Here is a 16,609-nt window from a genome sequence, read left to right as displayed (position 1 = left end):
GAGATATGAGATATGAGATATGAGATATGAGATATGAGATATTTTGAGAGCGACACTTGTTCTAAGCAAGAGAAAATGCCAAGTATTATGATGCCAGATCGAAAAGCAATAGATACAAAAAAGCCGAGCTAGGCTCGGCTTTTTGTATTAACAATCTAGTATAGATTACTCAGCAGCTTCTTCAGCAGCTGGGCGGTCTACAAGCTCAATGTAAGCCATTGGAGCTTTATCACCAGTACGGAAACCACATTTAAGAATGCGAGTGTAACCACCTTGGCGAGCCGCGAAACGCGGGCCTAGTTCATTAAATAGTTTTGCTACCACTTCGTTATCACGAGTGCGAGCGAATGCAAGACGACGGTTAGCAACACTGTCTGTCTTAGCTAGGGTAATCAACGGCTCAATTACGCGACGTAGTTCTTTTGCTTTAGGCACGGTAGTTTTGATAACTTCGTGACGAACAAGAGAGCTAGCCATGTTGCTGAACATCGCTTTACGATGACTGCTGTTGCGGTTGAGTTGACGACCACTTTTACGATGGCGCATGACCTAATCCTTCTAACTTTTCGATTAATCTTCAGCGATTGACGCTGGTGGCCAGTTTTCTAGACGCATGCCTAGAGACAGACCACGTGAAGCAAGCACATCTTTAATCTCTGTAAGAGATTTCTTACCAAGGTTTGGCGTTTTAAGTAGCTCAACCTCAGTGCGCTGTACAAGATCACCGATGTAGTGAATCGCTTCTGCTTTCAAACAGTTAGCAGAGCGAACTGTTAGTTCAAGATCGTCTACAGGACGTAGTAGGATAGGATCGAATTCTGGCTTCTCTTCCTTCTCCTCAGGTACACGTACATCGCGAAGATCTACGAACGCATCCAGTTGTTCAGCTAGGATAGTAGCTGCGCGACGGATTGCTTCCTCAGGTTCTAGAGTACCGTTCGTTTCCATATCGATAACAAGCTTGTCTAAGTCAGTACGTTGTTCTACACGTGCCGCTTCTACAGCGTAAGCGATTTTATCAACCGGGCTGTAAGTAGCGTCAACAAGTAGACGACCGATTGGACGCTCATCTTCTTCAGTATGGATACGAGCTGAAGCTGGAACGTAACCACGACCACGTTCTACTTTGATACGCATTGCGATCTCAGCGTTGTCATCCGTTAGGTGACAAATTACGTGCTCAGGGTTAGCGATCTCTACATCACCATCGTGGGTGATGTCACCTGCAACAACAGGGCCTGAGCCTGATTTGTTCAGTGTAATAAACACTTCATCTTTGCCTTCAGCAACGCGCACAGCCAAACCTTTAAGGTTTAGAAGGATTTCCAGGATATCTTCCTGAACGCCTTCTTTAGTGCTGTATTCGTGTAGCACACCTTCGATTTCAACTTCTGTTACGGCACAACCCGGCATAGAAGATAGAAGAATGCGGCGAAGAGCATTACCTAGAGTGTGGCCGAAACCGCGCTCTAATGGCTCAAGAGTTACTTTCGCGTGTGTCGTATTGATCTGTTCAATGTCAACAAGACGCGGCTTAAGAAATTCTGTTACAGAACCCTGCATTGTGTCCTCTCTTTTTTTAACCTTACTTAGAGTAAAGTTCGACGATCAAGTGTTCATTGATGTCAGCTGATAGGTCAGAACGCTCAGGCATACGCTTGAATGTACCTTCCATTTTGCCAGCATCTACTTCAATCCAAGTTGGCTTTTCACGTTGTTCAGCAACTTCTAGAGCCGCTTTAATACGAGATTGCTGTTTAGCTTTCTCGCGGATAGAAACAACGTCGTTTGCCGCTACTTTGAAAGAAGGAACGTTTACAACTTTACCGTTAACTAGGATAGACTTGTGGCTAACTAGTTGACGAGATTCAGCACGAGTTGCGCCAAAGCCCATACGGTAAACTACGTTATCAAGACGACCTTCAAGAAGCTGAAGCAGGTTTGCACCCGTGTTGCCTTTTAGACGTGCAGCTTCTTTGTAGTAGTTGCGGAATTGTTTTTCTAGAACGCCGTAGATACGACGAACTTTTTGCTTCTCACGAAGCTGAACGCCATACTCAGATAGACGACCGCGACGAGCGCCGTGTACACCTGGTGCGTTATCAATTTTACACTTGGTATCGATCGCACGGACACCAGACTTAAGGAATAAGTCAGTACCTTCGCGACGGCTAAGCTTTAGCTTAGGACCCAAATATCTTGCCATGATCTTTCTCCAATATTCCTAGAAACGAAACTTAAACGCGACGTTTCTTAGGTGGACGACAACCGTTATGAGGGATTGGTGTCGCATCAACAATGTTAGTGATACGGAAACCAGCAGCGTTCAGTGCGCGAACAGTAGATTCACGACCTGGACCTGGACCCTTAACCATAACTTCCAAGTTCTTTAGGCCATATTCTTTAGCCATTTCACCACAACGCTCAGCTGCAACTTGTGCTGCGAACGGAGTAGATTTACGAGAACCGCGGAAACCTGAACCACCTGCTGTAGCCCATGCAAGAGCATTGCCTTGACGGTCAGTGATAGTTACGATTGTGTTGTTGAAAGAAGCATGAATGTGCGCTACGCCATCAGCTACTTGCTTGCGTACGCGCTTACGCGCGCGAGTTGGTTGTTTTGCCATTGTACTCTACCTTATCCGACTATTTCTTGATCGGCTTGCGCGGACCCTTGCGGGTGCGAGCGTTGGTTTTAGTACGCTGTCCACGTAGTGGTAGACTGCGACGATGACGAAGACCGCGGTAACAGCCAAGGTCCATAAGACGCTTGATGTTCATCGATACTTCACGACGTAGATCACCTTCTACAGTGTACTTAGCTACACCATCACGCAGTTGATCGATCTGCTCTTCAGTTAGTTCACTGATCTTAGCATCTTCAGCAATACCCACTTCAGCTAGAATAGCTTGAGAGCGAGTTTTGCCGATACCGTAGATTGCAGTAAGTGCAATTACAGAATGCTTGTGATCAGGAATGTTAATGCCTGCTATACGGGCCATTATTCACTCCTAAGGGGTTCATAAAAGAATTATCCGCAGCAAAGCCCGTTATGGATACGCTGCGGCATACTACTTCTTTTGCACGCAAAAGGTAGGCCGAGGAATATACTCGACTCTACCTTGTATTTCAAGTAAAAATTTCTGCTGATTAGCCTTGGCGTTGCTTATGCTTTGGCTCACTGCAAATCACGCGAACGACACCGTTACGCTTGATAACTTTACAGTTACGGCAGATTTTTTTAACGGAAGCACGAACTTTCATTGCTAAACTCCGTAAATGGAACTGAAATTATTACCACCGAATTAACGGCCGTAACCTTTCAGATTCGCTTTCTTTAACACAGAATCATACTGTTGTGACATCAGATGAGTCTGTACCTGTGCCATGAAATCCATGATAACTACCACTACGATTAGTAGTGAAGTACCGCCGAAGTAGAAACGAACGTTCCACGCGACCATCATGAATTCAGGAATCAGACATATAAAAGTAATGTATAGAGCGCCCGCAAGGGTTAGTCTAGTCATCACTTTATCGATATATTTCGCTGTCTGCTCACCTGGGCGGATACCGGGTACGAATGCACCAGACTTCTTCAAGTTATCAGCTGTTTCACGTGGGTTAAACACCAACGCTGTATAGAAGAAACAGAAGAAGATTATAGCTGCTGCATAAAGCATTACATATAGAGGCTGACCTGGGCTAAGAGCTAATGACACGTCAGTTAACCAACCGAACGCGCTGCTTTCACCATTTTGACCAAACCACTGTGCTAATGTTCCTGGGAACAAAATAATGCTCGATGCGAAAATCGCTGGAATAACACCTGCCATATTAATTTTAAGTGGCAAGTGAGAGCTTTGTGCTGCAAAAACCTTACGACCTTGTTGACGTTTCGCATAGTTAACAACGATACGACGTTGACCACGCTCCATGAAAACTACGAAGTAGATAACAGCAAAAGACAATACAGCAATCAACAGCAGAAGAAGCACATGCAATTCACCTTGACGCGCTTGCTCGATTGTTTGACCGATTGCAGAAGGCAATCCAGCAACAATACCTGCAAAAATCAGAATGGAAATACCATTACCGATTCCTCGCTCAGTGATTTGTTCACCTAACCACATTAAGAACATGGTACCAGTTACTAAACTCACGGTAGCAATAAGCGTAAACATGGTTTGGTTGATAACAACCAGATTGTCGACCATGTTTGGTAAGCCCGTTGCAATACCAATAGCTTGGAATGTTGCAAGTACAAGCGTGCCGTAGCGTGTATATTGGCTTATCTTACGACGGCCTGCTTCACCCTCTTTCTTGAGTTCCGCTAACGCTGGATGAACTACAGTTAACAATTGGACTACGATCGATGCCGAAATGTACGGCATGATACCCAATGCTAATATAGATGCACGCTCAAGAGCACCACCGGAGAACATGTTAAACATTTCAACGATGGTACCTTTTTGCTGATCGAACAAATCGGCAAGTACAGCTGCGTCAATACCAGGGATCGGCACAAAAGAGCCGGCTCGGAATACTAAAAGTGCACCAATTACGAATAATAAGCGCGACTTTAGTTCACTTAAGCCGCTCTGAGCACTACGAAAATCTTGTCCTGGTTTCTTAGCCATCTGTACCTCGTTCCTCGAGATTATTCCTCGATTTTACCGCCTGCAGCTTCGATTGCAGCTTTAGCGCCTTTAGTCACGCGTAGACCTTTAACAGTCACAGCTTTGCTTAGGTCACCAGAAAGAACGATCTTAACGAATTCGATGTTCTTAGTGATAACGTTAGCAGCTTTAAGGCTGTTAAGATCAACTACGTCACCTGTTACTTTCGCTAGCTCAGCTAGACGAACTTCAGCAGACACTAGGCTCTTACGAGAAGTGAAACCGAATTTAGGTAGACGTTGTTTTAGAGGCATTTGACCGCCTTCAAAACCTGGACGTACAGAGCCGCCAGAACGTGACTTTTGACCTTTGTGACCGCGGCCACCTGTTTTACCAAGGCCAGAACCGATACCACGACCTACACGCTTCTTAGAAGGTTTAGAGCCAGCAGCCGGTGATAGAGTATTCAAACGCATTCTGATTACTCCTCAATCTTAACCATGTAGTAAACCTTGTTGATCATACCGCGTACGCACGGAGTATCTTCAAGTTCTACTGTATGGTTGATGCGACGAAGACCTAGACCTTTAAGACACGCTTTGTGCTTAGGTAGGCGACCAATTGAGCTTTTAGTTTGAGTTACTTTAATAGTTGCCATCGTGTGCTTACTCCGAAATAGATTCAACAGTTAGACCACGTTTAGCAGCAACCATTTCTGGTGACTTAACGTCTACTAGAGCACCAATCGTTGCACGAACGATGTTGATAGGGTTCGTAGAACCGTATGCTTTAGAAAGTACGTTATGTACGCCCGCAACTTCAAGTACAGCACGCATTGCACCACCGGCAATAACACCTGTACCTTCTGCAGCTGGCTGCATGTAAACTTTAGAGCCCGAATGACGACCTTTCACCGGGTGGTGAAGAGTGCCTTCGTTCAGCGCAACAGTAACCATGTTACGACGCGCTTTTTCCATTGCTTTTTGAATCGCAGCAGGTACTTCACGAGCTTTGCCGTAACCGAAACCTACACGACCATTACCGTCACCAACTACTGTTAGTGCAGTGAAGCTCATGATTCGACCACCTTTAACCGTCTTAGATACACGGTTAACAGCGATTAGCTTTTCTTGCAAATCATTAGCTTGTTGTTGTTCTTTAGCCATCTTCCAACCCTACCTTAGAATTTCAGACCAGCTTCGCGAGCAGATTCTGCTAGCGCCGCTACTCGACCGTGGTATTGGAAACCAGAACGATCGAATGCAACTGAAGCTACGCCTTTTTCAAGAGCGCGCTCAGCAACAGCTTTACCAACTGCTTTAGCTGCATCAACGTTACCAGTGTTCTTAACTTGCTCACGGATCGCTTTTTCTACAGTAGAAGCAGCTGCGATAACCTCAGAGCCGTTTGCCGCGATAACTTGTGCGTAAACATGGCGAGGAGTACGGTGTACTACCAGGCGAGTTGCACCAAGTTCTGCAATCTTACGACGTGCACGTGTAGCACGACGGATGCGAGATGCTTTCTTATCCATAGTGATACCTTACTTCTTCTTAGCTTCTTTAGTACGCACATTTTCATCTGCGTAACGAACACCTTTACCTTTGTAAGGCTCAGGAGCACGGTAAGAACGAATGTCAGCCGCAACTTGACCAACTAGCTGCTTGTCACAACCAGTTACAACGATCTCAGTTTGGCTAGGGCACTCAGCTTTAATACCTTCAGGTAGAGCGTGCTCTACTGGGTGAGAAAAACCAAGAGTTAGAGCTACAGAGTTGCCTTTCATAGCAGCACGGTAACCAACACCCTTTAGAGTTAGCTTCTTAGTGAAGCCCTCTGTAACACCTACAACCATGTTGTTAACTAGAGCGCGAGCTGTACCAGCTTGTGCCCATGCGTTAGCAACACCTTCTTTCGGACCGAAAGTTAGGTTGTTTTCTTCCTGTGCAATAACTACGGCGTTGTTAAGAACGCGAGTAAGCTCACCTTTGCTACCTTTTACAGTAACTTCTTGGCCGTTTAGTTTCACCTCTACGCCAGCTGGAATAGCGACAGGTGCTTTAGCAACACGAGACATAATCTACTCCTTATTAAGCTACGTAACAGATGATTTCACCGCCAAGACCTGCTTTACGAGCAGCACGGTCAGACATTAGACCCTTGGAAGTAGAAACAACTGCAATACCAAGACCGCCCATCACTGTTGGTAGAGAGTCTTTATTTTTATAAACTCGTAGACCAGGACGTGATACACGCTTGATTTGCTCGATTACAGGTTTAGCTTGGAAGTACTTAAGAGTAACTTCTAGCTCAGGTTTTGCTTCGCCTTCAACAGCGAAGTCTACGATGTAACCTTCAGCTTTTAGTAGTGCAGCAATTGCAACTTTAAGCTTTGAAGAAGGCATTTTTACAGCAACTTTGTTTGCTGCCTGACCGTTACGAACGCGGGTCAGCATATCCGAAATCGGATCTTGCATGCTCATAAGATTTACTCCAAATGATTAAGTGGCAATTACCAGCTAGCCTTACGAAGACCCGGAATCTCGCCTTTCATGCAAGCTTCACGAACCTTAATGCGGCTTAGACCGAATTTACGTAGGTAACCGTGTGGACGACCAGTTTGGTTGCAACGGTTACGCTGACGTGATGCACTTGAATCACGTGGAAGAGACTGCAGTTTAAGAACCGCATTCCAACGATCTTCTTCAGATGCGTTTACATCGCTAATGATAACTTTTAGCGCAGAACGCTTTTCAGCGAACTTAGCTACTAGTTTTGCACGTTTAGCTTCACGTGCTTTCATTGATTGTTTAGCCATAACAGTAACCCTACCCTTACTTACGGAATGGGAAGTTAAAGGCAGCCAGCAGAGCTCGGCCTTCCTCATCGGAACCCGCAGAAGTCGTGATAGTGATATCAAGACCGCGGACACGATCGACTTTATCGTAGTCGATTTCCGGAAAGATGATTTGCTCGCGAACGCCCATGCTGTAGTTACCGCGACCGTCGAAAGACTTAGCGCTAACACCACGGAAATCACGTACACGTGGAAGTGCGATAGAGATTAAACGCTCTAAAAATTCCCACATGCGCTCACCACGCAAGGTTACTTTACAACCAATTGGGTAGCCTTCACGAATTTTGAAACCAGCTACAGATTTACGCGCTTTAGTGATAAGTGGCTTTTGACCAGAGATCGTTGCCATATCAGCTGCTGCGTTTTCTAGCAGTTTCTTATCGTTGATTGCTTCACCAACGCCCATGTTTAGGGTGATTTTCTCAATCCTAGGGACTTGCATGACGCTTGTGTAGCTGAACTCTTTGGTAAGCTCAGCGACTACAGACGACTTGTAGTAATCATGCAGTTTCGCCATAGTAGAACTCCAAATTACTTCTAATTAGTTAGAAACAGTTTCGCCGTTAGATTTGAAGAAACGAACTTTCTTGCCATCTTCGATACGGAAACCGATACGGTCTGCTTTACCAGTAGCCGCGTTAAAAACTGCAACGTTAGAAGCGTCAATAGCTGCTTCTTGTTCAACGATGCCACCTTGTTGACCTAGAGCCGGAACCGGCTTTTGGTGTTTTTTAACAAGGTTGATGCCTTCAACGATAACTTTACCAGTTGTCAGAACCTTAGTTACTTTACCTTTCTTGCCTTTATCTTTACCAGCAAGAATGATTACTTCGTCATTACGACGGATTTTAGCTGCCATATTGCCGCTCCTTACAGAACTTCAGGTGCTAGTGATACAATCTTCATGAATTTCGCATTACGAAGTTCACGAGTCACAGGACCAAAGATACGTGTGCCGACTGGTTGCTCAGTAGTGTCGTTTAACAATACACAAGCATTACTGTCGAAGCGAATGACAGAACCGTCTGGGCGACGAACGCCTTTACGGGTGCGCACTACTACCGCCTTCAGAACATCACCTTTTTTTACTTTACCGCGAGGAATTGCTTCCTTAACTGTAACTTTGATGATGTCACCGATATGTGCATAACGGCGGTGAGAGCCACCCAGAACCTTAATACACATTACCTTGCGCGCGCCAGAGTTATCTGCTGCGTCAAGTGTACTTTGCATCTGGATCATTGTTAGTGCTCCGCTAAATATTAAAACTAGACCCTCTCGGGTCGGGCTGCCTCTTTAAAAGGGACGCGAATTGTACCACCCTTTTTTTAAATTGGGTAGACAAAAAACAAGCGGCCCCAAAAATAATTTGGAGCCGCTTATAAGTTATAGAATTACAAAGATTAAATCTTCGCTTTTTCTAGAACTTTAACCAATGTCCAAGACTTAGTCTTAGACAGAGGACGACACTCAGCGATTTCAACTTTGTCGCCTAGGCCACAAGTGTTGTCTTCGTCGTGTGCGTGTACTTTAGTCGTGCGTTTAACGTATTTACCGTAAATTGGGTGTTTTACAGTACGTTCGATAGCAACAACGATAGACTTGTCCATCTTGTCACTTACTACACGGCCTTGCTGGATGCGGTTAGTTTCGCTCATTATGCGCCTGCCTTTTCAGTCAAAACAGTTTTCACACGTGCGATATCACGGCGTACAGCTTTTAGAGTATGAGTTTGCTGAAGCTGACCAGTTGCAGCTTGCATGCGCAAGTTGAACTGTTCACGTAGCAAATTCAATAGCTCAGCGTTAAGCTCTTCAACGTTCTTTTCGCGTAGATCTTGTGCTTTCATCACATCACCTGCTTAGTTACAAAAGTAGTTTTAACAGGCAGTTTACGTGCCGCTAGGCGGAACGCTTCACGTGCCAACTCTTCAGGTACGCCATTCATTTCGTACATAACTTTGCCAGGTTGGATTTGAGCAACCCAGTACGCTACTGAACCTTTACCTTTACCTTGACGAACTTCAAGAGGCTTTTCAGTAATCGGTTTGTCTGGGAATACACGAATCCAGATTTGACCTTGACGCTTAATGTGACGTGTCATAGCACGACGTGCCGCTTCGATTTGACGTGCAGTCAGACGACCACGGCCAACAGCTTTAAGACCGAATTCGCCGAAGCTTACTTCAGTACCTTTAGCTAGACCACGGTTACGACCAGTCATAACCTTGCGGAACTTAGTACGTTTTGGTTGTAGCATCGTTCGACTCCTTACTTACGGCCTTTACGCTGCTTCTTAGGCTTGTCGCCTTTAGGCTCTACTGCGTTAGCAGCTGGCATACCGCCTAGAATCTCACCTTTGAAGATCCAAACTTTAATGCCGATCACACCGTATTGAGTGTGAGCCGAAGAAGTTGCGTAATCAATGTCTGCACGTAGAGTGTGTAGAGGCACACGGCCTTCACGGTACCACTCAGAACGTGCGATTTCAGCGCCGCCTAGACGACCACTTACTTCCACTTTGATACCTTTAGCGCCTAGACGCATAGCGTTTTGTACTGCGCGCTTCATAGCACGACGGAACATAACACGACGCTCTAGTTGAGACGCGATGCTATCAGCTACAAGCTGACCATCTAACTCAGGCTTACGTACTTCAGCGATATTGATTTGCGCTGGTACACCTGCGATTTTAGCTACAGCTGCGCGTAGCTTCTCTACGTCTTCACCTTTCTTACCGATAACAACGCCAGGACGAGCTGTGTGAATAGTCACACGGATGCTCTTAGCTGGACGCTCGATAACGATACGAGATAGTGATGCTTTTTGTAGTTCCTTTGTAAGGAACTGACGTACCTTGAAGTCGCCGTCTAGGTTGTCAGCGAAATCTTTGGTATTAGCAAACCATGTAGCATTCCAAGGCTTAACGATGCCAAGACGAATACCATTAGGATGTACTTTCTGACCCATTGCTTACTCTCCTAGTCTTTAGCGATCTGCTACAACAATAGTGATGTGGCTTGAACGCTTCAAGATACGATCCGCACGACCTTTAGCACGAGGCATAATACGCTTCATGATAGGGCCCTCATCTACGAAGATTTTAGCGACATTTAGATCGTCGATATCTGCACCTTCGTTATGTTCCGCGTTAGCGATAGCTGACTCTAGAACTTTCTTAACTAGAACAGCAGCTTTTTTGTTGCTGAAAGTTAGAATTTCTAGAGCTTGGTCTACCGACTTACCGCGAATTTGGTCTGCAACTAAGCGAGCTTTCTGTGGAGAAATACGAGCAAAGTTATGTTTAGCTAAAGCTTCCATCATCTACTCCTTACTTCTTCTTAGCTTTCTTATCTGCAGCATGACCGCGATAAGTACGAGTTGGTGCAAATTCGCCCAGTTTGTGACCGATCATTTCTTCGGTAACGAAAACTGGAACGTGCTGACGACCATTATGGACAGCGATGGTCAAACCAATCATTGTTGGGATGATCATTGAGCGACGGGACCAAGTCTTAATAGGCTTTTTGTCTCCGCTTTCCACCGCTTTCTCTACCTTCTTCAGCAAGTGTAGGTCAATAAAAGGACCTTTCTTGAGAGAACGTGGCATGGCGATTCCTCTTTATAAATTATTTAGTGCGACGACGTACGATGTACTTGTCAGTGCGCTTGTTCTTACGAGTCTTGAAGCCCTTAGTAGGAACGCCCCAAGGAGAAACTGGGTGACGACCACCAGATGTGCGGCCTTCACCACCACCGTGTGGGTGATCCACCGGGTTCATTACTACACCACGTACGGTTGGACGTACGCCGCGCCAGCGTGAAGCACCAGCTTTACCAAGTTCACGTAGCATATGCTCAGAGTTACCAACTTCACCGATCGTTGCACGACCTTCAGAAAGCACTTTGCGCATTTCACCAGAACGTAGACGGATAGTGATGTATGCACCGTCGCGAGCAACGATTTGAGCATAAGCACCAGCCGAACGAGCTAGTTGAGCACCTTTACCAGGCTTAAGTTCAACACAGTGTACAGTAGAACCTACTGGGATGTTGCGCATCGGCAGAGTGTTACCTGCTTTGATTGGCGCATCAACACCAGATTGGATCTGGTCACCGGCTTGAATGCCTTTTGGTGCGATGATGTAACGACGCTCACCGTCTGCGTACAGAACTAGAGCGATGTTAGCGCTACGGTTTGGATCGTATTCTAGACGCTCAACTTTCGCTGGGATGCCATCTTTAGTACGTTTGAAGTCAATTACACGGTAGTGGTGCTTGTGACCACCGCCGATGTGACGTACTGTGATACGACCGTTGTTGTTACGACCACCGTTCTTAGAGTTTTTCTCTAGAAGAGGTGCGTATGGCTTACCCTTGTGTAGGTCAGCGTTAACAACTTTAACGACGTGACGACGACCAGGGGAAGTCGGCTTACATTTAACAATAGCCATTTTTAACTACTCCTGTTATTCCGCGCCGCCAACGAAGTCAAGATCTTGACCTTCTTTCAAAGTAACGTAGGCTTTCTTAACGTCTGAACGACGGCCTTCACGCATACCTTGACGTTTGGTCTTACCCTTTTGAACAAGAGTATTTACAGACTTAACTTCAACTTCAAATAGCTTTTCTACAGCTGCTTTGATCTCTTTCTTAGTTGCATCTTTAGCTACTTTGAAAACGATAGTGTTCGCTTTCTCAGCTGCCATAGTTGCTTTTTCAGAGATGTGCGGAGCACGTAGAACTTTTAAGATACGCTCTTCAGTGATCATGCTAGCATCTCCTCAACTTGCTTAACTGCGTCAGCAGTCATTAGAACCTTGTCGAATGCAATTAGAGATACTGGATCAACACCAGCAACGTCACGTGCATCAACTTTGTATAGGTTACGAGCAGCTAAGAATAGATTTTCATCTACTTCGCCAGTAACAATCAGAACGTCGCTTAGCTCAAGCTCTTTAAGCTTAGCTACAAGTTCTTTTGTTTTTGGTGCTTCTACTGAGAAGTTATCAACAACGATTAGACGCTCTTGACGAACAAGCTCAGAAAGAATGCTCTTCATAGCACCGCGGTACATTTTCTTGTTTACTTTTTGGCTGTGATCTTGTGGTTTCGCAGCAAAAGTAACACCACCTGTACGCCAGATTGGGCTACGAATTGTACCAGCACGTGCGCGGCCAGTACCTTTTTGACGCCATGGCTTAGCGCCACCGCCAGATACTTCAGAACGAGTCTTTTGAGCACGAGTACCTTGACGAGCACCTGCTGCATATGCAACAACTACTTGGTGTACAAGAGCTTCGTTGAAGTCACGTCCGAAAGTAGTCTCGGAAACAGTTAGTGCATCAGCACCTTTAACCATCAATTCCATTACTTACTCCTAGACGTTATGCTTTAACAGCAGGTTTTACGATCACGTTGCCGCCTGTTGAGCCTGGTACTGCACCTTTAATAAGAAGCAGATTGCGCTCAGCGTCAACACGTACGATCTCTAGGTTTTGAGTCGTTACACGCTCAGCACCCATGTGACCTGCCATTTTCTTGCCTTTAAACACGCGACCTGGAGTTTGACATTGGCCAATTGAACCCGGTGCACGGTGAGACAAAGAGTTACCGTGAGTCATATCTTGAGTAGAGAAGTTCCAACGCTTAACAGCGCCTTGGAAGCCTTTACCTTTAGATGTACCAGTAACGTCTACTTTTTTAATTTCGTTGAAAAGTTCTACGTTTAGCTCAGCGCCAACTTCAAACTCTTCGCCGTTTTCTAAACGGAATTCCCAAAGACCGCGACCTGCTTCTACACCCGCTTTCGCGAAGTGACCAGCTTCAGGTTTAGTTACACGGTTAGCTTTCTTAGCACCAGTAGTTACTTGGATTGCTGCGTAGCCGTCGTTCTCTAGAGTTTTAACTTGAGAAATACGGTTCGCTTCAACCTCAACAACAGTTACTGGGATAGAAACGCCTTCTTCAGTAAATACGCGGGTCATACCCACTTTACGTCCGACTAGACCAATCATTATTCTTATCTCCCTTAACCTAGGCTGATTTGAACATCAACGCCAGCTGCAAGATCAAGACGCATTAGAGCATCAACAGTTTTGTCTGTTGGCTCAACGATGTCGATCAAACGCTTGTGAGTACGGATTTCGTACTGGTCACGTGCATCTTTGTTGACGTGTGGAGAGGTAAGAACAGTGAAACGCTCTTTACGAGTAGGTAGTGGGATAGGACCACGAACCTGTGCGCCAGTACGTTTTGCTGTTTCAACGATTTCCGCAGTTGAAGCATCGATTAGCTTGTAATCAAACGCTTTAAGGCGGATACGAATACGTTGGTTCTGCATGAGACAGAGCTCCAATTATTAAAAATTACACAAACAATATCGCCACTCAAACTCGATAAAACGAGAGAATGCCGATTGATTTATGTGAAACCGTAGCATCCAAAATTAGGACGCATTGTCAGTTAACTTTTGAAGTAAAGACAAGCCTTACTATTTTTATTAACCGCGAACATAAGCTGAGTATACATTACTAGGTAAAACCTACTCCTCAGTGCTCATTGGTTCACAACCAGCTTAAGCCAGTGCGGTGCATTATACAGATCACACTTTAACTTGCAAGCTGTGTTTGAAAAATAATCGAAGAATCTATTGAGAGGAGTAATTGGCGCTTTTTTAGCTCTTGGTAGTGCCCTACCGCCGGGAAAAGAAATGCTAGGTAGCCACTAGGATGCGCCTGAGCAGCTACCCTTGTTATCGATATTTTTTAGCCTTCGTCTTCATCGACATATTGAGCTTGTAGGTAATTTTGAATACCTGTCATTTTGATGAGGCCGAGTTGAGTTTCTAACCAATCGACATGTTCTTCTTCATCTTCCAAAATCTCAAGAAACAGATCGCGTGATACATAATCATGAATATCTTCTGCATAAGCGATAGCGTTTTTCAGATCAGGAATGGCTTCCATCTCTAACGATAAGTCACACTCTAGCATTTCCTGAGTATCTTCGCCGATTTTAAGTTTGCCTAGATCTTGCAGATTGGGTAGCCCTTCGAGAAACAAGATTCGTTCAATCAGATGGTCGGCATGTTTCATTTCGTCGATGGATTCATGATACTCCTTGTCGGCTAAATGCTTTAAACCCCAGTCTTTGTACATGCGCGCATGCAAGAAGTACTGATTTATTGCGACAAGTTCGTTACCAAGAATTTTATTAAGATGTTGAATGATGATTGGATCGCCTTTCATGACATAGCCCTCCTCTTTGGCTCTTCTAACTGTAGAACCGAATCGAGAAGTGTCAAAAAAGCTACTGCGCTTTGAGCAGAATTAGCTTGCCTGTTTGAACAGGTCTTTCGCGGTGTCGTCAATGACTTCTTTTGCTGAACGTACACACTTTCCGCATTGACTGCCAAGTGCTGTACACTTTTTAATTCCTTTTATGTCAGTAATGCCCTCTTCTAATACCAACTTGCGGATTTTCTTGTCCGAGACCCCATGGCATAAACAAACGTACATAGTAAAACCTAACCCTTTAATTTGAGGTTAAATATAAAAAGGAATCATTCTTATTACCAGTCAAAATTAGCGTATGTTTATATCGATTGGTTATAGTATTTCGTCGAAAAGAAAGATTAATGGGCTTTGAAGAGGAGATAGTTTAGGTGAGCGACTTAAGCTGCTAAGTAAATAACTGTATTTAAATCGGAATACAGATTTCGGATATTACGTGTTGGGAATTTGCCTTATAACCAAAATAAAAAGGGAAGCCGAAGCTTCCCTTTTTTGATGCGTGCTCTTCTGATGAAGAGAGTGCAAAAATCTAAATGCTATTAAGCGAAGATTTTAGCTACAACACCAGCACCTACAGTACGGCCACCTTCACGGATAGCGAAACGTAGACCTTCGTCCATTGCGATTGGAGCGATTAGCTCAACAGTCATTTGAACGTTGTCACCTGGCATTACCATTTCTACGCCTTCTGGTAGAGTGATGTCGCCTGTTACGTCAGTTGTACGGAAGTAGAACTGTGGACGGTAACCTTTGAAGAAAGGAGTGTGACGGCCGCCTTCGTCTTTAGAAAGTACGTATACTTCAGACTCAAACTTAGTGTGTGGGTTGATAGAACCTTTAGCAGATAGTACTTGGCCACGTTCAACTTCGTCACGCTTAGTACCACGTAGAAGTGCACCAACGTTCTCACCAGCACGACCTTCGTCTAGAAGCTTACGGAACATTTCAACACCAGTACAAGTAGTTACTGTTGTTTCTTTGATACCAACGATTTCTACTTCGTCACCTACACGTAGGATACCACGCTCGATACGACCAGTTACAACTGTACCACGACCTTGGATCGAGAATACGTCTTCGATTGGTAGTAGGAACGGTTGGTCTACTGCACGCTCTGGCTCTGGGATGTAAGTATCTAGAGCTTCAGCTAGCTCAACGATCTTGTCTTCCCATTGCTTCTCGCCGTTTAGTGCGCCAAGAGCAGAACCTTGGATTACTGGTAGGTCATCACCTGGGAATTCGTACTCAGAAAGAAGTTCACGAACTTCCATTTCTACTAGTTCTAGTAGCTCTTCGTCATCAACCATGTCACATTTGTTCATGAATACGATGATGTAAGGGATACCAACTTGACGACCAAGTAGGATGTGCTCACGAGTTTGAGGCATTGGGCCGTCAGTCGCAGCAACAACTAGGATACCACCGTCCATTTGTGCAGCACCAGTGATCATGTTTTTAACATAATCCGCGTGTCCTGGACAGTCTACGTGTGCGTAGTGACGAGTTGGAGTGTCGTACTCAACGTGAGAAGTTGCGATTGTGATACCGCGCTCACGCTCTTCTGGAGCGTTATCGATAGATGCGAAGTCTTTCGCTTCACCACCGTACACTTTAGAAAGTGTAGTACAGATAGCAGCTGTTAGAGTTGTTTTACCGTGGTCAACGTGGCCGATAGTACCAACGTTTACGTGCGGTTTCGTACGTTCAAATTTTTCTTTAGACACGATCGTGTTCCTTCCTAGTTATGATTCGCCACGACCATTATTGGTCGAGACGCGCCAGAAATTGCTATTTTATGCGCCAACTCTCGTTAGCGCAATATTTGGACGCATTAGATC

General features: G+C 45.1%; 31 protein-coding genes. All 31 read right to left on the bottom strand.

Annotation, left to right across the window (positions count from 1 at the left end):
* Positions 1-165: 165 nt before the first annotated feature.
* Positions 166-546: a 50S ribosomal protein L17 gene (rplQ, locus tag BTO10_RS22340; RefSeq protein WP_004729812.1), complete on the bottom strand. Its 381-nt coding sequence runs from the start codon at positions 544-546 to the stop codon at positions 166-168.
* A 24-nt stretch (positions 547-570) separates the two neighbouring features.
* On the bottom strand, positions 571-1,563 hold the full coding sequence (locus BTO10_RS22335; RefSeq protein ID WP_004729813.1) for a DNA-directed RNA polymerase subunit alpha: 993 nt from the start codon (positions 1,561-1,563) through the stop codon (positions 571-573).
* Positions 1,564-1,585: 22 nt separating this feature from the next.
* On the bottom strand, positions 1,586-2,206 hold the full coding sequence (gene rpsD, locus BTO10_RS22330) for a 30S ribosomal protein S4 (RefSeq protein WP_004738777.1): 621 nt from the start codon (positions 2,204-2,206) through the stop codon (positions 1,586-1,588).
* 31 nt (positions 2,207-2,237) lie between these two features.
* A complete protein-coding gene (gene rpsK / locus BTO10_RS22325; RefSeq protein WP_004738778.1) occupies positions 2,238-2,627 on the bottom strand; it encodes a 30S ribosomal protein S11 in 390 nt (129 codons plus the stop codon).
* A 19-nt stretch (positions 2,628-2,646) separates the two neighbouring features.
* The gene (gene rpsM, locus BTO10_RS22320) at positions 2,647-3,003 is read right to left on the bottom strand and encodes a 30S ribosomal protein S13 (protein WP_004738779.1); all 357 of its coding nucleotides are present in this window, start codon (positions 3,001-3,003) and stop codon (positions 2,647-2,649) included.
* Between the two features lie 148 nt (positions 3,004-3,151).
* Positions 3,152-3,265, bottom strand: a complete 114-nt coding sequence (gene rpmJ / locus BTO10_RS22315) for a 50S ribosomal protein L36 (protein WP_000868186.1) — start codon at positions 3,263-3,265, stop codon at positions 3,152-3,154.
* A 41-nt stretch (positions 3,266-3,306) separates the two neighbouring features.
* Positions 3,307-4,641 (bottom strand): preprotein translocase subunit SecY, encoded by a 1,335-nt coding sequence (gene secY, locus BTO10_RS22310; RefSeq protein WP_004738781.1) that lies wholly within the window; start codon positions 4,639-4,641, stop codon positions 3,307-3,309.
* A 20-nt stretch (positions 4,642-4,661) separates the two neighbouring features.
* Positions 4,662-5,096: a 50S ribosomal protein L15 gene (rplO, locus tag BTO10_RS22305; protein WP_004736758.1), complete on the bottom strand. Its 435-nt coding sequence runs from the start codon at positions 5,094-5,096 to the stop codon at positions 4,662-4,664.
* Between the two features lie 5 nt (positions 5,097-5,101).
* Complete coding sequence (gene rpmD, locus BTO10_RS22300; RefSeq protein ID WP_004736756.1) at positions 5,102-5,278, bottom strand: 50S ribosomal protein L30; 177 nt, start codon at positions 5,276-5,278, stop codon at positions 5,102-5,104.
* Positions 5,279-5,285: 7 nt separating this feature from the next.
* Positions 5,286-5,786: a 30S ribosomal protein S5 gene (gene rpsE, locus BTO10_RS22295; protein ID WP_004738783.1), complete on the bottom strand. Its 501-nt coding sequence runs from the start codon at positions 5,784-5,786 to the stop codon at positions 5,286-5,288.
* Positions 5,787-5,800: 14 nt separating this feature from the next.
* Entirely contained in the window at positions 5,801-6,154 is a 354-nt protein-coding gene (gene rplR / locus BTO10_RS22290) for a 50S ribosomal protein L18 (RefSeq protein WP_004738784.1), read from the bottom strand.
* A gap of 9 nt (positions 6,155-6,163) precedes the next feature.
* Entirely contained in the window at positions 6,164-6,697 is a 534-nt protein-coding gene (gene rplF / locus BTO10_RS22285; RefSeq protein WP_004738786.1) for a 50S ribosomal protein L6, read from the bottom strand.
* Between the two features lie 13 nt (positions 6,698-6,710).
* Positions 6,711-7,103 (bottom strand): 30S ribosomal protein S8, encoded by a 393-nt coding sequence (rpsH, locus tag BTO10_RS22280; RefSeq protein WP_004738788.1) that lies wholly within the window; start codon positions 7,101-7,103, stop codon positions 6,711-6,713.
* A gap of 29 nt (positions 7,104-7,132) precedes the next feature.
* A complete protein-coding gene (rpsN, locus tag BTO10_RS22275; protein ID WP_004738789.1) occupies positions 7,133-7,438 on the bottom strand; it encodes a 30S ribosomal protein S14 in 306 nt (101 codons plus the stop codon).
* Between the two features lie 16 nt (positions 7,439-7,454).
* Entirely contained in the window at positions 7,455-7,994 is a 540-nt protein-coding gene (rplE, locus tag BTO10_RS22270) for a 50S ribosomal protein L5 (protein WP_004738790.1), read from the bottom strand.
* 24 nt (positions 7,995-8,018) lie between these two features.
* On the bottom strand, positions 8,019-8,336 hold the full coding sequence (gene rplX / locus BTO10_RS22265; RefSeq protein WP_004738792.1) for a 50S ribosomal protein L24: 318 nt from the start codon (positions 8,334-8,336) through the stop codon (positions 8,019-8,021).
* Between the two features lie 11 nt (positions 8,337-8,347).
* On the bottom strand, positions 8,348-8,719 hold the full coding sequence (gene rplN / locus BTO10_RS22260; RefSeq protein ID WP_004738793.1) for a 50S ribosomal protein L14: 372 nt from the start codon (positions 8,717-8,719) through the stop codon (positions 8,348-8,350).
* Between the two features lie 161 nt (positions 8,720-8,880).
* Complete coding sequence (rpsQ, locus tag BTO10_RS22255) at positions 8,881-9,135, bottom strand: 30S ribosomal protein S17 (RefSeq protein WP_004738796.1); 255 nt, start codon at positions 9,133-9,135, stop codon at positions 8,881-8,883.
* Entirely contained in the window at positions 9,135-9,326 is a 192-nt protein-coding gene (rpmC, locus tag BTO10_RS22250; RefSeq protein WP_004736737.1) for a 50S ribosomal protein L29, read from the bottom strand. The genes rpsQ and rpmC overlap by 1 nt, the downstream gene beginning before the upstream one ends.
* Positions 9,326-9,736: a 50S ribosomal protein L16 gene (gene rplP / locus BTO10_RS22245; RefSeq protein WP_004736736.1), complete on the bottom strand. Its 411-nt coding sequence runs from the start codon at positions 9,734-9,736 to the stop codon at positions 9,326-9,328. The genes rpmC and rplP overlap by 1 nt, the downstream gene beginning before the upstream one ends.
* An 11-nt stretch (positions 9,737-9,747) precedes the next feature.
* Positions 9,748-10,446, bottom strand: coding sequence for a 30S ribosomal protein S3 (gene rpsC / locus BTO10_RS22240; RefSeq protein WP_004738797.1), 699 nt, complete (start codon positions 10,444-10,446; stop codon positions 9,748-9,750).
* An 18-nt stretch (positions 10,447-10,464) separates the two neighbouring features.
* Complete coding sequence (gene rplV / locus BTO10_RS22235) at positions 10,465-10,797, bottom strand: 50S ribosomal protein L22 (RefSeq protein ID WP_004736732.1); 333 nt, start codon at positions 10,795-10,797, stop codon at positions 10,465-10,467.
* Between the two features lie 10 nt (positions 10,798-10,807).
* Positions 10,808-11,086, bottom strand: coding sequence for a 30S ribosomal protein S19 (gene rpsS / locus BTO10_RS22230; protein ID WP_004736729.1), 279 nt, complete (start codon positions 11,084-11,086; stop codon positions 10,808-10,810).
* A 19-nt stretch (positions 11,087-11,105) separates the two neighbouring features.
* A complete protein-coding gene (rplB, locus tag BTO10_RS22225; RefSeq protein WP_004738800.1) occupies positions 11,106-11,930 on the bottom strand; it encodes a 50S ribosomal protein L2 in 825 nt (274 codons plus the stop codon).
* 15 nt (positions 11,931-11,945) lie between these two features.
* Positions 11,946-12,248, bottom strand: coding sequence for a 50S ribosomal protein L23 (gene rplW, locus BTO10_RS22220; protein ID WP_004738802.1), 303 nt, complete (start codon positions 12,246-12,248; stop codon positions 11,946-11,948).
* Positions 12,245-12,847, bottom strand: a complete 603-nt coding sequence (rplD, locus tag BTO10_RS22215; protein ID WP_004738803.1) for a 50S ribosomal protein L4 — start codon at positions 12,845-12,847, stop codon at positions 12,245-12,247. Before rplD ends, rplW begins: the two co-directional genes overlap by 4 nt.
* A 16-nt stretch (positions 12,848-12,863) precedes the next feature.
* Positions 12,864-13,493 carry a 50S ribosomal protein L3 gene (gene rplC, locus BTO10_RS22210; protein ID WP_004738804.1) on the bottom strand — a complete coding sequence of 210 codons (630 nt, stop codon included), beginning with the start codon at positions 13,491-13,493 and terminating at the stop codon, positions 12,864-12,866.
* 14 nt (positions 13,494-13,507) lie between these two features.
* On the bottom strand, positions 13,508-13,819 hold the full coding sequence (rpsJ, locus tag BTO10_RS22205) for a 30S ribosomal protein S10 (protein WP_004736761.1): 312 nt from the start codon (positions 13,817-13,819) through the stop codon (positions 13,508-13,510).
* A 424-nt stretch (positions 13,820-14,243) separates the two neighbouring features.
* Positions 14,244-14,726 carry a bacterioferritin gene (bfr, locus tag BTO10_RS22200; protein WP_061033929.1) on the bottom strand — a complete coding sequence of 161 codons (483 nt, stop codon included), beginning with the start codon at positions 14,724-14,726 and terminating at the stop codon, positions 14,244-14,246.
* An 81-nt stretch (positions 14,727-14,807) separates the two neighbouring features.
* Positions 14,808-14,996: a (2Fe-2S)-binding protein gene (locus tag BTO10_RS22195; protein ID WP_105025850.1), complete on the bottom strand. Its 189-nt coding sequence runs from the start codon at positions 14,994-14,996 to the stop codon at positions 14,808-14,810.
* A gap of 314 nt (positions 14,997-15,310) precedes the next feature.
* Positions 15,311-16,495: an elongation factor Tu gene (tuf, locus tag BTO10_RS22190; RefSeq protein WP_105025790.1), complete on the bottom strand. Its 1,185-nt coding sequence runs from the start codon at positions 16,493-16,495 to the stop codon at positions 15,311-15,313.
* Positions 16,496-16,609 lie beyond the last annotated feature (114 nt).

Source organism: Vibrio chagasii (genome assembly GCF_002954585.1).
GTDB classification, from domain to species: domain Bacteria; phylum Pseudomonadota; class Gammaproteobacteria; order Enterobacterales; family Vibrionaceae; genus Vibrio; species Vibrio chagasii_A.
Note: the sequence above shows the minus strand (reverse complement) of the source record. Positions and strands in the feature narration are given on the sequence as shown.